The following is a 17520-nucleotide window of genomic DNA, read 5'->3' as shown; positions in this document are numbered from 1 at the left end:
CGGTTTTCATCGCCAACGGATTCCGCTCCGCCCGGCGTCAAACCTCCAAGCAGGCTTCCACCCCCGTCCGTCCCCATTCCTTGGATTCATGGCGTTACTTTCACTAATCAACTAAATAAAGCTTTCCTCCACCGGAACCCAAATCTGCCTGTACCTGGTATAATTTTCCCGTTTATTCATGGATAAAAACGTCCGTGCAATGGGATCTCCCACAACATGGATATGATTATTTTTTACATATTCAACCAGATGGTTCAGATACTGATATGATAGCGCCTCTTCGCCTTCAAGTTTAACAACCGTATATAAACATTCACAGGGAGGATGCCTGACAATTCCTTCCCTCTCTCCAATCCCCAGAAATTCAGCATCCTTACCAAAAATGCCTAAAGCGGAAATGCTGTGATCCTCTCCATTTAAAACAGCCTTCCAATCATTCCGCTGAGCTGGAAATGCAAATGGCGCAAGATTCACCCATGTTTGAAATTCTTCGTATTTTTCCGGGCCAATGATTAAGCGGTCTCCGTCCATAAACTCAAAACGGTACATTTCCGGCCGCTTTTCCTTTCGGATACACCACAAATCTGCAGCAATGCGCTCGGACAGAGAATGGATTTCCTTCATGTATTCAAGCATCTTCTGTTTTACCGCAATTTCCTGCTCCAAATCCTCCTGCCGTTTCCGATAACTTTCCAGAACCCCTTTCACATCGCTGGTGTTGATCAGATATTCCGTCTCTTTTAATGAAAAACCGGAATTATGATAGGATCTGGCCCGCATCAGCGCGGTGATATCCAGATGGCCGTAAAGGCGGTATCCCCCGCCTTCCTCCCGTCTGGAATTTAAAATTCCTTCTCTTTCGTACAGCCTTAAACCCTCAGCAGATATCCCGAGAAGCTTTGAAACCACTCCAATTCTATACTCCATATATTCTGACCCCGGTTTATTTAATCCGTTTTCCATCAATTAAAACATGATACACGTTGGTGGCCACCTCAAAAGGCGAACCGTCTGTGATTACCAGATCGGCATCCTTGCCGCACTCAATTGAACCAACCCGGTTTTCAACGCCAATGTGTCTGGCCGCATTGATTGTAATCGCTTTAAGGGCTTCAAATGGTTCCATACCCGCCTTTACGGCCAGGCCCGCACAAAGAGGCAGATACTGCTGCGGAATCACCGGAGAATCCGTGATAATTGAAACCTGACAGCCCGCAGCCGCCAAAACTCCCGGTGTGGTAAATGATTTGTTTTGAAGTTCAAACTTCGTAGCATGTGTCAGAGATGGACCTACTGCCATAGGATAATCTTCCTTTGAAAGCTCATCCACAATCATATGGCCTTCTGTACAATGTTCCAATGTAAGTTTTACATCGAATTCCCTTGCAATCCTGATTGCCGTAAAAATGTCATTGGCCTGATGGGCATGGGCCTTCAATGGAATTTCCCGGTTCAATACAGGAAGCAGTGCCTCCAGCTTCATATCGTAAGCCGGTCTTTTTAATGCATCGTCCCCGGCTGCTTCCAGTCTTTCTTTATAATCCCTGGCTTTTAAAAGCATTTCACGCAGTTTTGAAGCGGTAGACATACGCGCATAGTTGTTCTTGTCCTTGTATCTCCGTTTCGGATTTTCACCAAATGCGCATTTCATGGCCACCGGATCTTTGATGATCATATCGTCCACACGCTTTCCGGATGTTTTAACAGCGATAAATGTGCCGCCCAGCACATTAGAGCTTCCGGGGCCGGTGGCCACACAGGTTATCCCTGCTTCCGCAGCCATTTTTACAGACGGATCCATGGGATTGAAGCTGTCAATCCCCCTCAACTGAGGAGATAAAATATCATTCATTTCATTATAATCCTGACCTTCAAATCCAATACCGTAACCATCCAGCCCCAAATGACAATGGGCTTCAACAAATCCCGGATAAATCTCCAAACCATCTGCATCTAAAACCTCTGTTCCATCCGGCAGATCCAGACCGCTGCCGATTCTGACGATCTTCCCGCCATCAATAAAAATATCCGCCTGAAAGGGTTCTTCCTTTACCGCATCGTGAATCAAACCATTTTTAATACATAGCATACTAAAATCCTCCTTTAGACTGTAAATACCATAATCTTTCATTTCCAGTAAACGTTCAGACATCGGGGCAATTGATAAAAAAGCAGCGTCATTCCCGCTTGTAAGCATCTTTCTATATCACTTTTCACAAGGGATGGAGCTTCAATGCCTCTTGACCGATTTGCTCATTCAAGAATATCTGCCGTCAGAACTATTACGATTCATAACCGACAAAAACGGAATCCAGCAGCCTAAAGGCCCTGAAATCCGTTTTTGTAAATATGTTTATTTAGATGTCCAGAATCTCAAAATCATCATCATCGTCCTCCACGGCCGGCTGTGAAACCGGTCTTCCGGCAGGAACTGCCTTCATTGATTTTCCAGAGGGAACAGCCTTAACAGCAGCCGTCTTCCCGGACTGCACTGACGCACCGCCTCTTTCAGACGCAGCCGTTTTCCCAGCCTGCGCTGACGCACCGCCTCTTTCAGACGAAACCGCCTTCCCAGACTGCGCTGACGCACCGCCTCTGCCAGCCGCTGCCGTTTTCCCGTTCTGTGCCGGCGCAGCGCCTTTACCAGCCTGTGCCGTCTTTCCAGCCTGCTCCGGCGCGCCGCCTTTACCAGCCTGTGCCGCCCTTGCCGGCGCACCGTCTTTTCCGGCCCCAGCCGTTCTTGCAGACGGTACAGCCTTGCCGGACAGTTCCCGTTCCAAACGTTCCTCTTCCCTGGCAAGAGCCTCTTCCTCTTCTGCCTCCAAACCTCTCAGATACCGCTCTTCTTTCGAAACCCGTCTTCCGAAAAGTTCCTTATCCTCATCATCTTCCATGTCTTCATCGTCATCATCATATGGACCGTTATGTCCGCCCCGCTTGAACAGGAGAACCAGAATAATGATAAATAATACGACACAGACTCCGATCAACGCCATGATAATGATGAACCGCATATCATAATCATGTACAAGCTGATTATAATCCTCAATCTGGCTCAGCACATCCTGCTTTGCTCCTGACGCCGCGTCAAAATACCGCTGCATCGTGCGTTCTTTCAGGTCATAGCGGTAGAAATTCTTTTCTCCGTCCGCATTTACCGCATAAACAACACAGTATTCCTGCTGACCTTCTCCTTCGGCAATCCAACCCTGAACTTTTTCACCATTGATAGTCAGAGAGTTCTCAACCAAACCGGCAGGAACTTTGACGTCCGCGTCAAGCGGAACAATTGTTACAGACTTAGCGATTGTCTGAACCTTAACCCCGTCAGCAGGCGCCGTGCCCGGCTGGCCGGAAGGCTGGGATCCTTCTGTCTTCGTTACAGTTATCGTGTAATTCTTTACTGTCTCTCCATCTTCAGCAGTCACTTTGCAGACAATTTTATTCTCACCCGGCTGAAGGTTATCATTGCCGGAAATCACCACTTTTGCCTTGGAATCTGAGGACGGCGCGCTTACGATAATTTTATCCACATCGCCGCCTACCGTAGCCGTATATTCTTCCACGTCCGCAGAAAATTCCGGTGTCAATGTCCCGGGCGATATCTGAAGAGATGCCAGAGAAGCTTCTTTCGAATACGTGGCCAGCGGCGTAATGGTGACCGCGGAACTTCCCTGCTGGTTCACAGTGACAGCCTGGCCGTCCAAATCGTATATTTCCTGGTCACTGACCGTTATTTTTGCTTTTCCTGCCTGTTTGGCTTTGAATTTTAATGTAAATTTCATCTCTGCCGGTTTAGATGTGTCTGAAGCGCCTGATACCTTTATGGAGCCAGCGCCGCCGCTGGCCTCCGTACCGCTCACAAACTCCAGCATGCTGGAATCGTAAGCCAGCATCACATCCGCTTTGCCCAGTTGTCCGTCACCGGTGGTTATCTTCATGGTAACGCTGACTTCATCTCCCACTTTAACCGTAGGATCTGAAAATGCAATCCGAGCCGTTGCCGCAAAAGCGGTCAGCATCTGTACATTCATCATAAGCAGAACTGCAATCAGAACTGCAGCGGCTTTTATCCGTTTTAATCCATTTCTGTTCATAATTTCTCCTATTTTTCCTTAGTTATCCGGCCGGACTGATCACTACTACATCACTGCCCCCCGGCGTGCCGCCTGTGGATATGCCGGAACCTGATCCGGAACCTGATCCGGGACCTGACCCCGGACCCGGTCCTGGGCCTGATGAACCGCCTGGCCCGCCGTTTGGATCTGAAACTCCGTTGTTTACAGAGCCGTCACCCGTAGGTCCTCCGTCCTGTCTCACCACACGGATGATATATTCTCTTACCGTACCATTTTGAGCCGTTACTGCAATTCTGATATCATTGTTTCCGGCCTGAAGCTGTATTGTGCCTGATCCGCTAATGCTGGCCGCAGAATGAATTGCCGTTGCATTGACCGTAATCTGGGATACGGACGGCGAAACAATCAAATCATATTCTGTCGTGTCTTTATTGAAGGTAGGGGTCAGCGAGAACCCGTTCACTCCCAGTCCCGACAGCTTATTGTTCGGGCTTCCGTCCACGTTCGGTTTTGGACTGGCATCCGCAGGCATGTTCCTGAACACAGGAATTTTAAATTCCAAAGCCGACTTCTTCAGCTCCGAACTGTACGCGCTGGCATATAAGGCTGCTTCCGACGCCGCCCCCTGTACATTGGTCATATACTGATGCTTATACAGATTGCTTCCCTGAACGTTGAACTTTTTCAAATAGAACGTATCCTGGCCTACTTTTACATAATTGTTGCCATAATAAGTAGATCCGCCCAAAATCGCGGCTTCCGGGCTGTTCCACGGACGCCCGTAATTGCCTGATTGGGACGCATACCACAACCCTCTCTGAACCGGAGTCATGCTGCCGGACGCATAAGCTTCTATATTAAAGAAATTATAATATCCTTCATAACCAGAACATCTGCCGGATATGGAATCGCTGGTTCCGCCCTTTCCCTGCTCCTGAATGATCATGGCTGCCAGAACATAGGGATTAACCCCTGACTGGGCTCCTGCGTTCATGATAATGTCCACATAGGAATTGCTGCCTGAGGAAGGCGGGCTTCCTGATCCGGAATTATCCCCCGGACTCCCCGGTCCCGAACCGCCGCTGCCCGGGCTTGAACTGCCCATGCCCGGAGACATGCCCGGACCGATTGAAGTGGTCACCACATCCACGTATTTTCTGCTGATCGATGCCTGGGGAGGCCCAAGACTGATATCTGAGCTGTTCCCTTTGGTCGGTTCTTCAAATCGGACTCCGTCTTTGCCCGAGGACCCGGATACCGTTCCAGGAGAACCCGACGTTCCGGATGACCCTGACGTTCCGGGGGAACCGGACGAACCGGAGATTCCCGGCGAAACACCCGGCCCGTAACTGCTGCCGGACGAGGACTGGCCGCCTCCGGAGGAGGAACCTCCCGGTCCATAGGAACTTCCGCCGGAAGTTCCCGAATTGCCGGAACCTCCCGAGCTGCCGGGATTCCCCGATCCTGCCGACGCTGTGCCCGACAGGAATGTGCCGGCCACCATAAGCTCCAGCCCCTCCTTTGTATGGGCCGACGCATCATAGCTTTGAGACAAAAATTGAAAAACATAGGTTTCATCCAGGAAATTCCTGGGATCCATATAGTAGCGGATGATCCCTTCTGATGCCGCCACCCAGGATGAAGTGTCAAATCCGGGCCAGGAACTGCTGTCCCAATTATAAGCGCCGTCGGCAACCGACTTCCAGGATGAAATGCTGTCTTTATGTACAAGATTCCTGCCCACCACCGCCTCATTCTGTATCACGGTTTCCCAGTCCAGGTTGGTGTGCTGGGCCGTAAATACCCATTGAGGATACTGGGCATGAAGCTGTCTTAATCCATTTTTATAACTTTCCGGAAATCCCTGACTGGTCAGATAGGATTCGAAATCCTGATCCGAAGTATAGGTAACCGGAAATTTCACATAACTGTTGAGGACATAACCGGTTTTCTCAGCCCCATTGCTGGCCGAAAAACGGATTTCATACCATAAGGCTCCGTCTGAAGCATTCTTTTCTCCAATTACAGTGATGGCCGTACCCTTTGACAATTTGGCAACCGAAGAATAAGAGGTTCCGGGACCGCTTCTCACGTTCAAATTGGAGGCATTGACCGAGGCGCTCCGCGGAGTATAGGCATAACTCACCATGGGGGGCTTAATTGCGCAGAGTACCGTATTCGCACTGAATGCCAAAGCCAGCGCCAGTGCGGCTCCCCTTATGTATCTTAACTTTTTCATGTATTTTCTCCTATGTGCCATTTTAAGTTGTAACAGTTCACACGGCTTATCTCCTTGACCGGAAGAACTGGTCAAGAAGCATCGAATATCCATCCGGTGTGAATATCGATAAAGAAAGCTGCTTACAGGCAAGCTTGACGCTGCTTTTTTTATCAATTTTCCCGCCGTCGGAACTGTTACTTTAAGTTACATAATCTTTCCATTTATGGCATTAAACCCATTATAATGAAAAACGTTATACCCTGTCAACAAAATCAAAAAAAGTTCACATAATTGGTATATTTTGTAAGAAAGTTTTAAATTATGACCGTTCCTCTTCTTCAATCAGCCGGTAACCCTCTTTGCATAGCTGCAGCGCAATACTGCCTGGCCTGAGCTTTTTTACAGCCTCTTCATAGGCAAACCACTTCGCCTTGTCCACCTCTTGTGAAATGTGAAATTCCGCTTTGTTTACCCTGGCAGCGAATCCCAGCATCAGCATATCCTTCTTTTCAAAGGGATAGCTGTTTACATATGTTACTTTATATGGTTTCAGCCCCAGTTCCTCTTCCACTTCCCTGGCCGCTGTCATTTCCCCGCTCTCACCCGGCTTCATGTAACCGGCAATGCACACATAATTCGTCTCTGATACATATCCCTGGCGGATCAGGGCGATTTCTTTTTCCTCATTTACCACCAGAGTGATCGTGCAGGTGTAGGATAATGGAAACCATGGCCTTTTGCAAACCTGGCAGTATGGCACCAGTCCTTCATCACCGATCTCTTTTTCAATTAATTTCGTTCCGCAGTCCGGACAATATGTAAATTTCATATCAGCTCTCTCGATTCTCTATAATTCTCTTAAAACCAGCTCTGTAATTCCCTGATTCCAGCCGCCTTCCATCCTCAATACCTTTTCTTCCCTGCCATAGCCGTATTCTTCTGAAATCATGGACTTAATTCCCGTACCGCCATGATATCCATGGATCAGCCGGAGCCGGTAAACACTTTTACCGGCCAGTTTCAGTTGTTTATCAATACAGTTTTTGGCCTCTTCCACATTTAAGCCATGGAGATCCACTTCTATGATTCCCGTATTCATAAATTCCTCCGCAGTACATTTTCCCTTCATTTTAACTCAAAAAACAGCCGGACCCTGCGTTTTATGACCGCAGGCCGGCCGTTTTATCACTTATTATACCGGATAGGCTTTGCTTTTTGTATCAGCCGCCGCCGGATCAATCTTTGACTGCTGCGCTTCTCTGTACTGGAAGAATTCTTTTGCTACGGCCGGGAACAGAGCATAGGACAATACATCTTCGTCCTGCTGTTTCCACTGCGCGCATTCCTTTTCAAACTGAGGAAGCTGAGCCGGGATCAGATCTGCAGGTCTGCAGGTGATCGGTGTTTCATCTCCGATAACCTTCTTCTGAACCTCTGGGTTAAATGGTTTAACTGTCTGTCCGAATTCACCCATAAGGATCTTCTTGGACTCTTTTGTTACCATCTTATAGCGTTCTCCGCTGATAACGTTAAGCACAGCCTGGGTACCTACGATCTGGGAAGAAGGAGTTACCAGTGGCGGCTCGCCGAAGTCTTTACGCACTTTCGGAACTTCTTCCAAAACAGTTGTAAACTTGTCTTCCTGGCCTGCTTCTTTTAACTGGCCAAGCAGGTTGGAAAGCATACCGCCGGGAACCTGATACTGAAGCGTTTTGATGTCCACACCCAGCATTTTGGGGCTTAAACGTCCGCTCTTCAATGCTTCTTCACGGATTGGAGTGAAGTATTCGCAGATCTCAGCCAGAAGCTGCTGGTTGCATCCCGTATCATATGGGGTGCCCTTGAAGGTCTCAACCATAACTTCTGTTGCAGGCTGGCTGGTACCCAGAGCAAGAGGTGACATTGCAGTATCAATGATGTCGCAGCCTGCTTCTACAGCCTTTAAATATGTCATGGAAGCAACGCCGGATGTATAGTGTGTATGAAGATCAATCGGAAGTTTGGTGGATGCTTTTAATGCAGAAACCAGTTCCTCTGCCTTAAATGGGGTCAACAGACCTGCCATATCCTTGATACAGATGGAATCTGCGCCCATATCTTCGATCTCTCTTGCAATGTTCTTCCAATAATCCAGAGTATAGGCGTCTCCCAATGTATAGCAAAGAGCTACCTGGGCATGTCCTTTTTCTCTGTTGGCGGCTTTCACCGCTGTCTGAAGGTTGCGGATATCGTTCAGACAGTCGAAAATTCTGATAATATCAATACCGTTGGCGATTGATTTCTGAACGAAATATTCAACCACATCGTCAGCATAGTGATTATAACCCAGAATATTCTGTCCTCTGAACAGCATCTGTAACTTTGTATTTTTAAATCCGTCTCTTAATTTTCTGAGTCTGATCCATGGATCTTCCTTTAAGAAACGAAGGCATGAATCAAATGTAGCGCCGCCCCAGCATTCCACTGCGAAGTAGCCAACCTGATCCATCTTATCAACGATCGGAAGCATCTGCTCTGTCGTCATTCTGGTTGCCAGCAAAGACTGATGGGCGTCACGAAGGACGGTTTCCACAATCTTAACCGGTCTTTTCTCTATCTCTGCCATTATGTTACCTCCTATAATAATTCGAAATTTATCTCACTCCAAAGATTGCCATAAAGGTACCTGCCGCTACGGCCGTACCGATAACGCCTGCTACGTTTGGTCCCATCGCATGCATCAGAAGGAAGTTTGTAGGATCTGCTTCAGAACCCACTTTCTGGGACACACGCGCTGCCATAGGAACTGCGGATACGCCGGCAGAACCAATCAATGGGTTTACCTTTCCTCCGGTTGCCAGACACATCAGCTTGCCGAAGAGAACGCCTGCTGCCGTACCAACTGCAAATGCAATCAGTCCAAGGGCAACGATCTTCAAAGTAGTAACCTTTAAGAAAGCTTCCGCACTTGTAGTAGCACCAACGGATGTACCCAGAAGGATAACTACAATGTACATTAACGCGTTGGAAGCTGTCTCTGACAACTGCTTAACTACGCCGGATTCTCTGAACAGGTTACCGAGCATGAGCATACCAACCAGCGGAGCTGTGGACGGAAGAATCATACATACCACGATGGTAACGATAATCGGGAACAGGATTTTTTCCAGTTTGGAAACAGGTCTTAACTGCTCCATCTTAATCTTACGCTCTTTTTCCGTAGTGAATAACTTCATAATCGGCGGCTGGATAATCGGAACCAGGGCCATATAGGAATATGCCGCTACGGCAATCGGTCCCATGAATTCAACCTGTCCCAGTTTGCCTGCCAGGAAAATGGAAGTAGGGCCGTCCGCACCACCGATGATGGAGATAGCTGCTGCCGCCTTGTCGTTGAATCCCATGAAAATTGCCAAAAAATATGCGGAATAAATACCAAACTGAGCTGCTGCACCCAGCAGGAAGCTCTTAGGGTTGGCGATCAGCGGACCGAAGTCTGTCATCGCACCAACACCCATGAAAATCAGGGAAGGCAATATACTCCATTCATCTAATAAGTAGAAATAATGAAGCAGACCACCCACACCGTTTGAAGTCTCTTCAGGGCTAGCCATAATCTCAGGATAGATATTGACTAACAGCATACCAAATGCAATTGGTACCAGAAGCAGCGGTTCAAACCCTTTTTTAATCGCCAGGTATAAAAAGATACACGCCACACCTATCATAATCAGGTTTCCACCTGTCAGGTTTAAAAATGCTGTCTGCTGAAGAAGGTTTGTGAATGTTGTTGTTATATAATCCATCTTAATCCCTCCATCCGGAATCTGCGCTAAATCGCATCATTCCTAGTTTAATGTAGCAATTGTTGCGCCTGCTTCTACTGAATCGCCTACTGCTACATTAATACTAGCAACCGTTCCATCCTGAGGAGCTACGATTTCATTTTCCATCTTCATTGCTTCCAAAACAAGCAGTACTTCACCTTTCTTAACAGCCTGTCCGGCGCTTGCTTTTACTGCAAGGATCTTGCCCGGCATTGGAGCGGATACGATTACGGAACCTGCTGCGCCTGCTGCTGCCTTAGGCGCTGCTTTCGGTGCAGCCGCTTTTGGAGCTGCCTTAGGCGCTGCTGCCGGAGCTGCCGCTGCCGCGCTGCCTGTACCCTCTTCTACGGTTACTTCATAAACATTACCATTAACTGTAATTGTATAATTTTTCATGATGATAATCCTCCTAATAGATTAAGCTTTTTTCCATTTCGCTGACGGCGCTCTTCTGATCGAACGCACTACCAGGCCGTCTGCAGATGTATTAGCCGATGCTGCAATAGCGGCTGTTATGACTGCTACCAGTTCCAGATCGTCCACCAGTTCCTCTTCTTCAACAGGAGCTGTCTGAACAGGGGTTGGCGCCGGTAATGCTGCAGGTTCTTTCTGGGCATTCTTTTTCATCTTCTGCTCAAATGCATTGATAAACTTGAAGCATCCGATCAAAAGGCTGATAAAGATTAAAACGATAAATACAGTACCCATACCCATCAGAGTATTCATTCCTGCTTTTGTCATATTCTCACCAGTCGTATAAACAGGGGAAAATGACATGGACGTATATTCAGATATCTCTTCATTAATTCCGATGCCGACTACTAGTTCACGTTTTTCAAATGTAGCGCTTACATCAATGACATACCCGTCATCAGTCTTTCTGACTTCGGTACTGTCCACAGATACAAACCCACCCAGTTCATCCTTAATGCTCTTCCAGGATGTAAGACCGGAAGCCATAGCCGTGTATCCTGATTTTTCTGCCTGTGACAAAGTCATAGCATACTGCTCGTCAGTCATAGTAGCAAACTGTGAAATCGTGTCCCTGGAGATCTGGTCCAGCGTAGTCGCCAGCGCCGGATCTACAGCAGTACTATCATCAGTTACAGCCGTGCTGCAGGCGGATAAAAAGAGGCAGGTTACCATGCATAATGCTAACATTACTCGTTTTATTTTCAGTTTCATATACCTGTCACCTCATTCTAAACCGTACCATGTTTTTTACTTGGACGATCCTCTCTCTTTGTGAATAACATTTCAAATGCTGCGATCACTCTCTTTCTGGTGTCTTCCGGATTTACAATGTCATCCACATATCCTCTCTTAGCTGCTGCGAGAGCGCTTGACTGCAGTTCCTGATACTGAGCTGCCTTCTCCTGAATGAGAGCTGCGCCGTTATCCGCTTTGCCGATCTCATCCGCATACATGATCTTAACCGCTGCCGCCGCATCCATCATGCCGATTGCCGCATTAGGCCATGCATAAACGATATCAGCGCCGATCGCTTTGCTGTTCATGGTTAAATATGCGGTTCCATAAGCTTCGCCTGCAATCACAGTCACCTTAGGAACGCTGGCATTAGCAAATGCATAGGTCAGACGGCCTGCCGCTTTTGCTATATTCTTTTCACTGCACTTGGTTGCAGCATATCCCTTAACGTTAACAAGGGTTAACAGAGGAATATTGAACGCATCACAAAATGCCACAAAATCCGCCGCTTTCTTACATCCTCTGGATGTCAGCACAGCATCATATTCTGCAGCCTTATCACCTTTTTCATCAAACTTTTCACTGCGGTTTGCCACACAGCCAACGGTTGTACCATTTAAACGGATAAAGCCGGTAACCATGGATGGCTCATAAGCAGCTTTTACTTCCATAAAGAAGTTATCATCTGAAATCATGGTCAATGCAAGTCCCGTATCTCCGGCGCAGTTTTCAAGGCCTTCGCATACCCGGTTTAAATCATCATTGCATTCATCATAGGACATATCATCTTCATTGTTGGCAGGAAGAATTGAAACCAGAGCTCTGATCTGGTTTAATATGGAGGCTTCATCTCCTGTAAAGTCCACAAGGCCCACTTCTTCACTCTGGAACGCTGCGGATGCGGTATTACACTTCTCTGTGTAATTATCATCAATCGCATTCGGTGAGTTTACGAATAATCTGCCCTTTTTCTCTTCCATAAAAGTAAAATCCGTGATAGCGGCCGATACTGCCATGCCGCCGCCGCATGTACCGAAAATAGCTGAAATCTGAGGAATAACTCCGGATGCCATGGTCTGGTTCAGATAAAGCCCGCCGAAACCGTTAAGAGCATCGGTTGCCTCCTGTAAACGTAAACCTGCGCAGTCGATCAGTCCGACTACCGGCGCCCCCATCTTCATTGCCAATGCATAGATATTGGAGATTTTTTTTGCGTGCATCTCGCCCAATGATCCGCCTAAAACGGATGCATCCTGGCTGTACACATACACAAGGTTGCCTTCGATGGTACCATAACCGGTTACTACACCGTCAGCAGGTGTTTCTTGTGCTGTCATGTTAAAATCAGTGCTTCTAGCAGTAACATAAGCCCCAACTTCAACAAAACTGTTCTCATCAAGTAAAGAATTAATTCTGTTACTTGCTGATGATTGTGCTGAATTACTCATTTTGCAGTCCTCCATTTTTAAATATTTTGATGGTGATTGTCACGTTATTAACGAAACGACCCCACAGTAAATCCAATTTCTGCCGATTATAATTGTATAACGATTCCTGCAAAATATCAAGTGATTTTTGGTTAAATATTCTAAAATTCCGGACAGGTAAAACCGCTTAACAGTGAATTTATAATTTTATTCAGACACCACTTAAAATTTATCTTATCAATTGTGCTGCACGCATAAACCGGATATACCTTTACGCACTCTCCATTGAGGCTGTAGGCAACGCTTCCCACCGGAGTCCCGGCATAGACCGGCGCCTTCAATTCCTTAGGAAGCTGCCAGGATATGTCCACCTGCTCTTGCTCATTCATCAACAGATTCAGCACTTTTTCTTCCGGTTTTAACAAGAGGGAAAGCCCGCACTCCGGATCCTTACTGATGTCCCCGTTTTCCGGTATGCCCATGGAAACGGTCACAGGCTTTAAAGGTGTTTCCTGAAATACATCCCTGTATTGGTAATGATCCAGCCCGTATTGGAACAGCGTTCTGGCATCGGACCATTTATAAGTTTTATGAGGCGGCCACCCGCATCCCAGCAGAGCGATGATAAAAGTTCTCTCATCTTTCCTAACCGCGCCCACATAGGAATAACCGGCCCCTCCGGTAAACCCGGTCTTCCCCGATAGGGCGCCGTCCATCATGGTTAAAAGCGCATTGTGGTTGATGCAGTTAAAAGACCGCTTACCTCCGATATCCGTAAAATAGTAATTCTGGGTTCTGGTTATTTTAAGGAAATCGTCTTTTTTAGGAGAATCCATCACACAGTATTTCATAATCCGGCTCAGGTCTTCGGCGGTGGTCGAATGGACCTTTTCCTCTCCTCCCAAAGTCATTTTGGCATCCAGCCCGTTGGGGGTGATGAAAAATGAATCGCCGCAGCCTAAATCCCGTGCTTTCTGGTTCATCATCGCCGCGAATCCTTCCACGCTCCCCCCTATATGCTCTGCGATCATGACCGCAGAATCATTATGTGATTCAAGCATCAGGGAATACAGAAGGTCTTCTAAACGGAACTCTTCACCTTTATGTACCGAAAGATGGACCTTGGGCTGGGAAGCCGCATTGGAAGAAGCGGTAACCACATCATCCATGCCGCCGTGTTCCAGCGCCAGGATGCATGTCATGATCTTGGTGGTGCTGGCCATGGGCCTCTGCTGTCCGGCATTTTTCCCATATAAAACGCGGCCGGAATCCCCATCGATTAAAACCGCTGACTGGGAATACAGCCCCAGTTCCTTCTGCTTCTCTTCTTCCTCTTCCCCAAAGGAGGGAAATGCAGCAATTTGTACAAATATCATTATCATCACGATCAATATAACCGGAAATCTCCGTACCATTCAGTCACATCCTGAAATCTGCCATTAATTCATCCTATTCACTGATTTTTCATTTTATCCCTCCATGCCGCAGCGTTTTGAAGTGCAAATTTTGCGCTACGTATATTTTGCGTTACGCATGTGTTGCGTTACGCAGGCACGCGGAGAATTTCAGCTTCCCAGTTTCAATTCAACTTTATGGCTCCGGCACAAATTGGAGTGTAAAAAATAAGACCTCAGGATTATTTTTCACACTATCCCCCATCCTGTCTTGGATTTCAAATGGAAATCCGCTATAATAATGAGTACAAATGTTTGTTATCAGGAGGTGGCATTTTGGAAAATAACCGTTTGATTTTTCATATCGACGTAAATTCGGCATTTTTGAGCTGGGAATCCGTTTATCGTTTATCCCTGGATCCCCAGGCCCAGGATCTGCGCCTGATCCCGTCCGCAGTTGGAGGCGACGCCTCCAAACGTCACGGAATTATTCTGGCCAAATCCACCCCTGCAAAAAAATACGGGGTCACCACCGGAGAACCCATCACCCAGGCTCTGAAAAAATGTCCCCAGCTATTGGTAGTCCCCTCTCATTTTGAATTATACACCGCTTACTCTGAGAATTTAATCCGGATTTTGGAAGAATATACTCCTGATATTGAGAAATTCAGCATTGACGAAGCTTTTCTGGACATGACCGAAACCATCCACCTGTTCGGCGGACCGCTGGATACGGCGGACCGGATTCGGGAACGGATAAAAAATGAATTGGGCTTTACCGTGAATATCGGCATCGCGCCCAACAAACTGCTGGCAAAGATGGCATCCGACTTCCGTAAACCGGATCTCACCCATACCCTTTTTTACGAAGAAGTGGCGTCAAAGATGTGGCCACTGTCCATCAGGGAACTATTTTTTGTTGGAAGTTCCGCCCAGAAAAAGATGGAAAGCATAGGGATCCATACCATCGGACAATTAGCTGGTTATGACGTCAACCTGTTAAAAACCCTCTTGGGCGATAAATATGCAGTCTTGATCCATCAGTACGCCAATGGAATCGACAACGATCCGGTGGCCGCAAAGGAACCGGTCAATAAAGGGTACGGCAACAGCATCACCCTGTCAAAGGATGTATCCGACTATGAAACAGCCAACCAGGTGCTGCTCTCTTTGAGCGAAACCGTAGGAGCCAGGCTCAGGACCGGGCATGTGCTCTGCAGTTGTATCTGTGTGGAATTAAAGGACTGGGAATTCAGAAATATTTCCCATCAGATGACCCTGGATACTCCCACTGATTCCACCCAGGTCATCTATCAGAATGCCTGCCGGCTGTTAAAAGAATTCTGGGATCAGACTCCGGTCCGTCTGATCGGAGTCCGGGCTACGAAAATTAATGACAACAGTTACTGCCAAATGAGCCTGTTTGAAACCGAACAATCCCAAAAGATGAAGGATTTGGAAAAGACCGTGGACCAGCTCCGCAGCAAATACGGCACCGATATCATAAAACGGGCCAGTTTTCTGCAGAAAGATTCCATCGTGGACCATGCGGCCGGCAAAGCAAAACACCTGAATAAAAACGGTAAACACCAATGAAAGAACCAGGAACCAAAAACACCGCGGCCTTAACGGTCAAAGCAGATAATCATTGATTTCATATTCTTCATCATTGATCTTTAAGGCGCGGGCAAATACGGACACCTCATCATCTTCTGCCTCTTCACAGGTTCCGTAAAGGGTCAGTTCAGCGCCGCCGATCCGTTCGGTGTAACTGCACTCCTGGCCAGTTTTTCCTGAATCGGCCAGGCATTCTGCCAGCTCCAGAAGCACATCCTCCACCTCTTCATCAATGCGGTATTTCAAAAATTCCGTTTCCAGCAATTCATATAATTCTTCGTTCATTTTAGCATTTCCCCCTCATAAATTTTATCTGATGTAAAGCATAGCTAAAAATATTTTTTGAACACGTTTCCGTATTCACTTTGGATTATGACATGTGTTTATTTCCTTGTCAATTACTAAAGGCCATGTTAAAATCTTTACCATGGAAAAGATAATTAACTATACAATAGATTCATCGGAAAATGGCCTGACAATTGAAGAATTCCTGAGAAAAAGAGGGTATTCGAAAAATTTAATCGTGCATCTGCGCAAAACGGATCTGGGACTGACAATAGAAGGGAAACTGGCCTACACCACCCATAAACTGAAACAGGGGGAGGAACTGACAGTTAAAATAAAGGAAGACGGCAGTTCGGAAAATATCGTTCCCAGCCGCCTGCCCCTGGATATCGTCTATGAAGATGAGGATATTCTGGTGGTGAATAAGGCTGCCAATATGCCGATCCACCCTTCCCAGGGTAATTACGACAACACTCTGGCCAATGCGGCGGCTTATTACTTCGCGGAAAAAGGAGAGCCATTTGTATACCGGGCCATCAACCGGCTGGACCGGGATACCACCGGGCTTTTGATTATCGCAAAACACATGCTGAGCGCGGCGGTACTCTCTTTCATGGTAAAAGAGCGGCTGATCCACAGGGAATATATGGCCATCGCAGAAGGCCGCATCAGCCGGGAAGGCACGGTCACCGCGCCGATTGCCCGGGCAGACGGTTCTACCATAGAACGGTGCGTGGATTTTGAAAAAGGGGATTTCGCCCGCACCCATTACTGGCCGGTCCACTGTCATGAAACATATGACTGCACCCTGCTCCGCCTTCATCTGGACACGGGCCGGACCCACCAGATACGGGTTCACATGAAATACATCGGCCATCCCCTGTTGGGGGATTTTCTCTATAATCCGGACTACCGATTTATAAAACGACAGGCCCTCCACTCCAGCCGCCTGGATTTCGCCCACCCTGTAACAGGAAAAAAGATGTCTTTTGAGGCTCCGCTTCCTGATGATATGGCATTTATTTTATAAAAAGGGGGAAATCTTTATTTAACGAGTTAGCAGGAGTGACGCCATGAAGACGGGGAATCCGGGGCAGGGGGCCGTGGATGAGAGGAATTGGGAAGAAACATAGGAAAAACAAGGAATTGTTTGATTGAGGTGGGGATTAACAGTAAAAGGTCAAGGCATTTTCGGAAATGCCTTGAGGGTTGATGTTAAATGGTGTGGGCATTTACATTAAAGGGTGAAGCCATTTTCGAAAATGCCTTGAGGGTTAATGTAAAAAACTTGATATTAAAAACCACCTGCTGAAAGCTAAATGGCATTTAATTCCCCAGCGCCAGAGAACACCAGCAGGAAAGCGGGACGAGGGGACGGACTGGATATTTGGATGCGGGCGGACCAAGGGGAATCCTTCGGGGATGAAAGCCATCTGGAAACCGTTAGTGAAAGTTAGGCTCCAGGGATAGAAAAAGACGGGC

General features: G+C 47.3%; 15 protein-coding genes. 2 read left to right on the top strand and 13 right to left on the bottom strand.

Going from position 1 to position 17520, the window contains the following annotated elements; translation table 11 throughout:
- Nucleotides 1-111 precede the first annotated feature (111 nt).
- The 12 genes from GPL15_RS02790 to GPL15_RS02735 all read right to left on the bottom strand — a co-directional run bounded on the left by GPL15_RS02790 (nucleotide 112) and on the right by GPL15_RS02735 (nucleotide 14157).
- Nucleotides 112-927, bottom strand: coding sequence for a MerR family transcriptional regulator (locus GPL15_RS02790; RefSeq protein WP_215695779.1), 816 nt, complete (start codon nucleotides 925-927; stop codon nucleotides 112-114).
- Nucleotides 928-943: 16 nt separating this feature from the next.
- Entirely contained in the window at nucleotides 944-2089 is a 1146-nt protein-coding gene (locus GPL15_RS02785) for an amidohydrolase (RefSeq protein ID WP_215695778.1), read from the bottom strand.
- 268 nt (nucleotides 2090-2357) lie between these two features.
- Nucleotides 2358-4097 carry a cadherin-like beta sandwich domain-containing protein gene (locus tag GPL15_RS02780; protein ID WP_215695776.1) on the bottom strand — a complete coding sequence of 580 codons (1740 nt, stop codon included), beginning with the start codon at nucleotides 4095-4097 and terminating at the stop codon, nucleotides 2358-2360.
- A gap of 22 nt (nucleotides 4098-4119) precedes the next feature.
- Nucleotides 4120-6318: an SH3 domain-containing protein gene (locus GPL15_RS02775; RefSeq protein ID WP_215695774.1), complete on the bottom strand. Its 2199-nt coding sequence runs from the start codon at nucleotides 6316-6318 to the stop codon at nucleotides 4120-4122.
- A gap of 301 nt (nucleotides 6319-6619) precedes the next feature.
- A complete protein-coding gene (locus GPL15_RS02770) occupies nucleotides 6620-7129 on the bottom strand; it encodes an NUDIX domain-containing protein (RefSeq protein ID WP_215695772.1) in 510 nt (169 codons plus the stop codon).
- An 18-nt stretch (nucleotides 7130-7147) separates the two neighbouring features.
- Nucleotides 7148-7399, bottom strand: coding sequence for a Smr/MutS family protein (locus GPL15_RS02765; RefSeq protein ID WP_215695763.1), 252 nt, complete (start codon nucleotides 7397-7399; stop codon nucleotides 7148-7150).
- A 93-nt stretch (nucleotides 7400-7492) separates the two neighbouring features.
- Nucleotides 7493-8905, bottom strand: a complete 1413-nt coding sequence (locus GPL15_RS02760) for an oxaloacetate decarboxylase subunit alpha (RefSeq protein WP_215695761.1) — start codon at nucleotides 8903-8905, stop codon at nucleotides 7493-7495.
- A 28-nt stretch (nucleotides 8906-8933) separates the two neighbouring features.
- The gene (locus GPL15_RS02755) at nucleotides 8934-10085 is read right to left on the bottom strand and encodes a sodium ion-translocating decarboxylase subunit beta (RefSeq protein WP_215695759.1); all 1152 of its coding nucleotides are present in this window, start codon (nucleotides 10083-10085) and stop codon (nucleotides 8934-8936) included.
- Nucleotides 10086-10127: 42 nt separating this feature from the next.
- Complete coding sequence (locus GPL15_RS02750) at nucleotides 10128-10502, bottom strand: biotin/lipoyl-containing protein (protein ID WP_215695757.1); 375 nt, start codon at nucleotides 10500-10502, stop codon at nucleotides 10128-10130.
- A gap of 21 nt (nucleotides 10503-10523) precedes the next feature.
- Entirely contained in the window at nucleotides 10524-11291 is a 768-nt protein-coding gene (locus tag GPL15_RS02745; protein ID WP_215695755.1) for an OadG family transporter subunit, read from the bottom strand.
- A 17-nt stretch (nucleotides 11292-11308) separates the two neighbouring features.
- Nucleotides 11309-12763 carry a carboxyl transferase domain-containing protein gene (locus GPL15_RS02740; RefSeq protein ID WP_215695753.1) on the bottom strand — a complete coding sequence of 485 codons (1455 nt, stop codon included), beginning with the start codon at nucleotides 12761-12763 and terminating at the stop codon, nucleotides 11309-11311.
- A 140-nt stretch (nucleotides 12764-12903) separates the two neighbouring features.
- Nucleotides 12904-14157, bottom strand: coding sequence for a D-alanyl-D-alanine carboxypeptidase family protein (locus tag GPL15_RS02735; RefSeq protein ID WP_215695751.1), 1254 nt, complete (start codon nucleotides 14155-14157; stop codon nucleotides 12904-12906).
- 315 nt (nucleotides 14158-14472) lie between these two features.
- Here GPL15_RS02735 and GPL15_RS02730 point away from each other — a divergent pair, with 315 nt between their 5' ends.
- Nucleotides 14473-15732: a DNA polymerase IV gene (locus GPL15_RS02730; protein WP_252198058.1), complete on the top strand. Its 1260-nt coding sequence runs from the start codon at nucleotides 14473-14475 to the stop codon at nucleotides 15730-15732.
- A 36-nt stretch (nucleotides 15733-15768) separates the two neighbouring features.
- On the opposite strand, the gene GPL15_RS02725 is transcribed toward GPL15_RS02730, so the two are convergent.
- Complete coding sequence (locus tag GPL15_RS02725) at nucleotides 15769-16038, bottom strand: U-box domain-containing protein 56 (protein ID WP_215695747.1); 270 nt, start codon at nucleotides 16036-16038, stop codon at nucleotides 15769-15771.
- A 106-nt stretch (nucleotides 16039-16144) separates the two neighbouring features.
- Between GPL15_RS02725 and GPL15_RS02720 the strand changes: the two genes are divergently transcribed.
- Nucleotides 16145-17068: an RluA family pseudouridine synthase gene (locus tag GPL15_RS02720; RefSeq protein ID WP_346344884.1), complete on the top strand. Its 924-nt coding sequence runs from the start codon at nucleotides 16145-16147 to the stop codon at nucleotides 17066-17068.
- The last annotated feature ends 452 nt before the right edge of the window (nucleotides 17069-17520 follow it).

It is taken from the genome of Clostridium sp. MCC353, assembly GCF_018785315.1.
Taxonomy (GTDB): Bacteria; Bacillota; Clostridia; order Lachnospirales; family Lachnospiraceae; genus CHH4-2.
The sequence above is the reverse complement of the archived record's forward strand: the minus strand, read 5'-3'. Positions and strand labels throughout refer to the sequence as shown.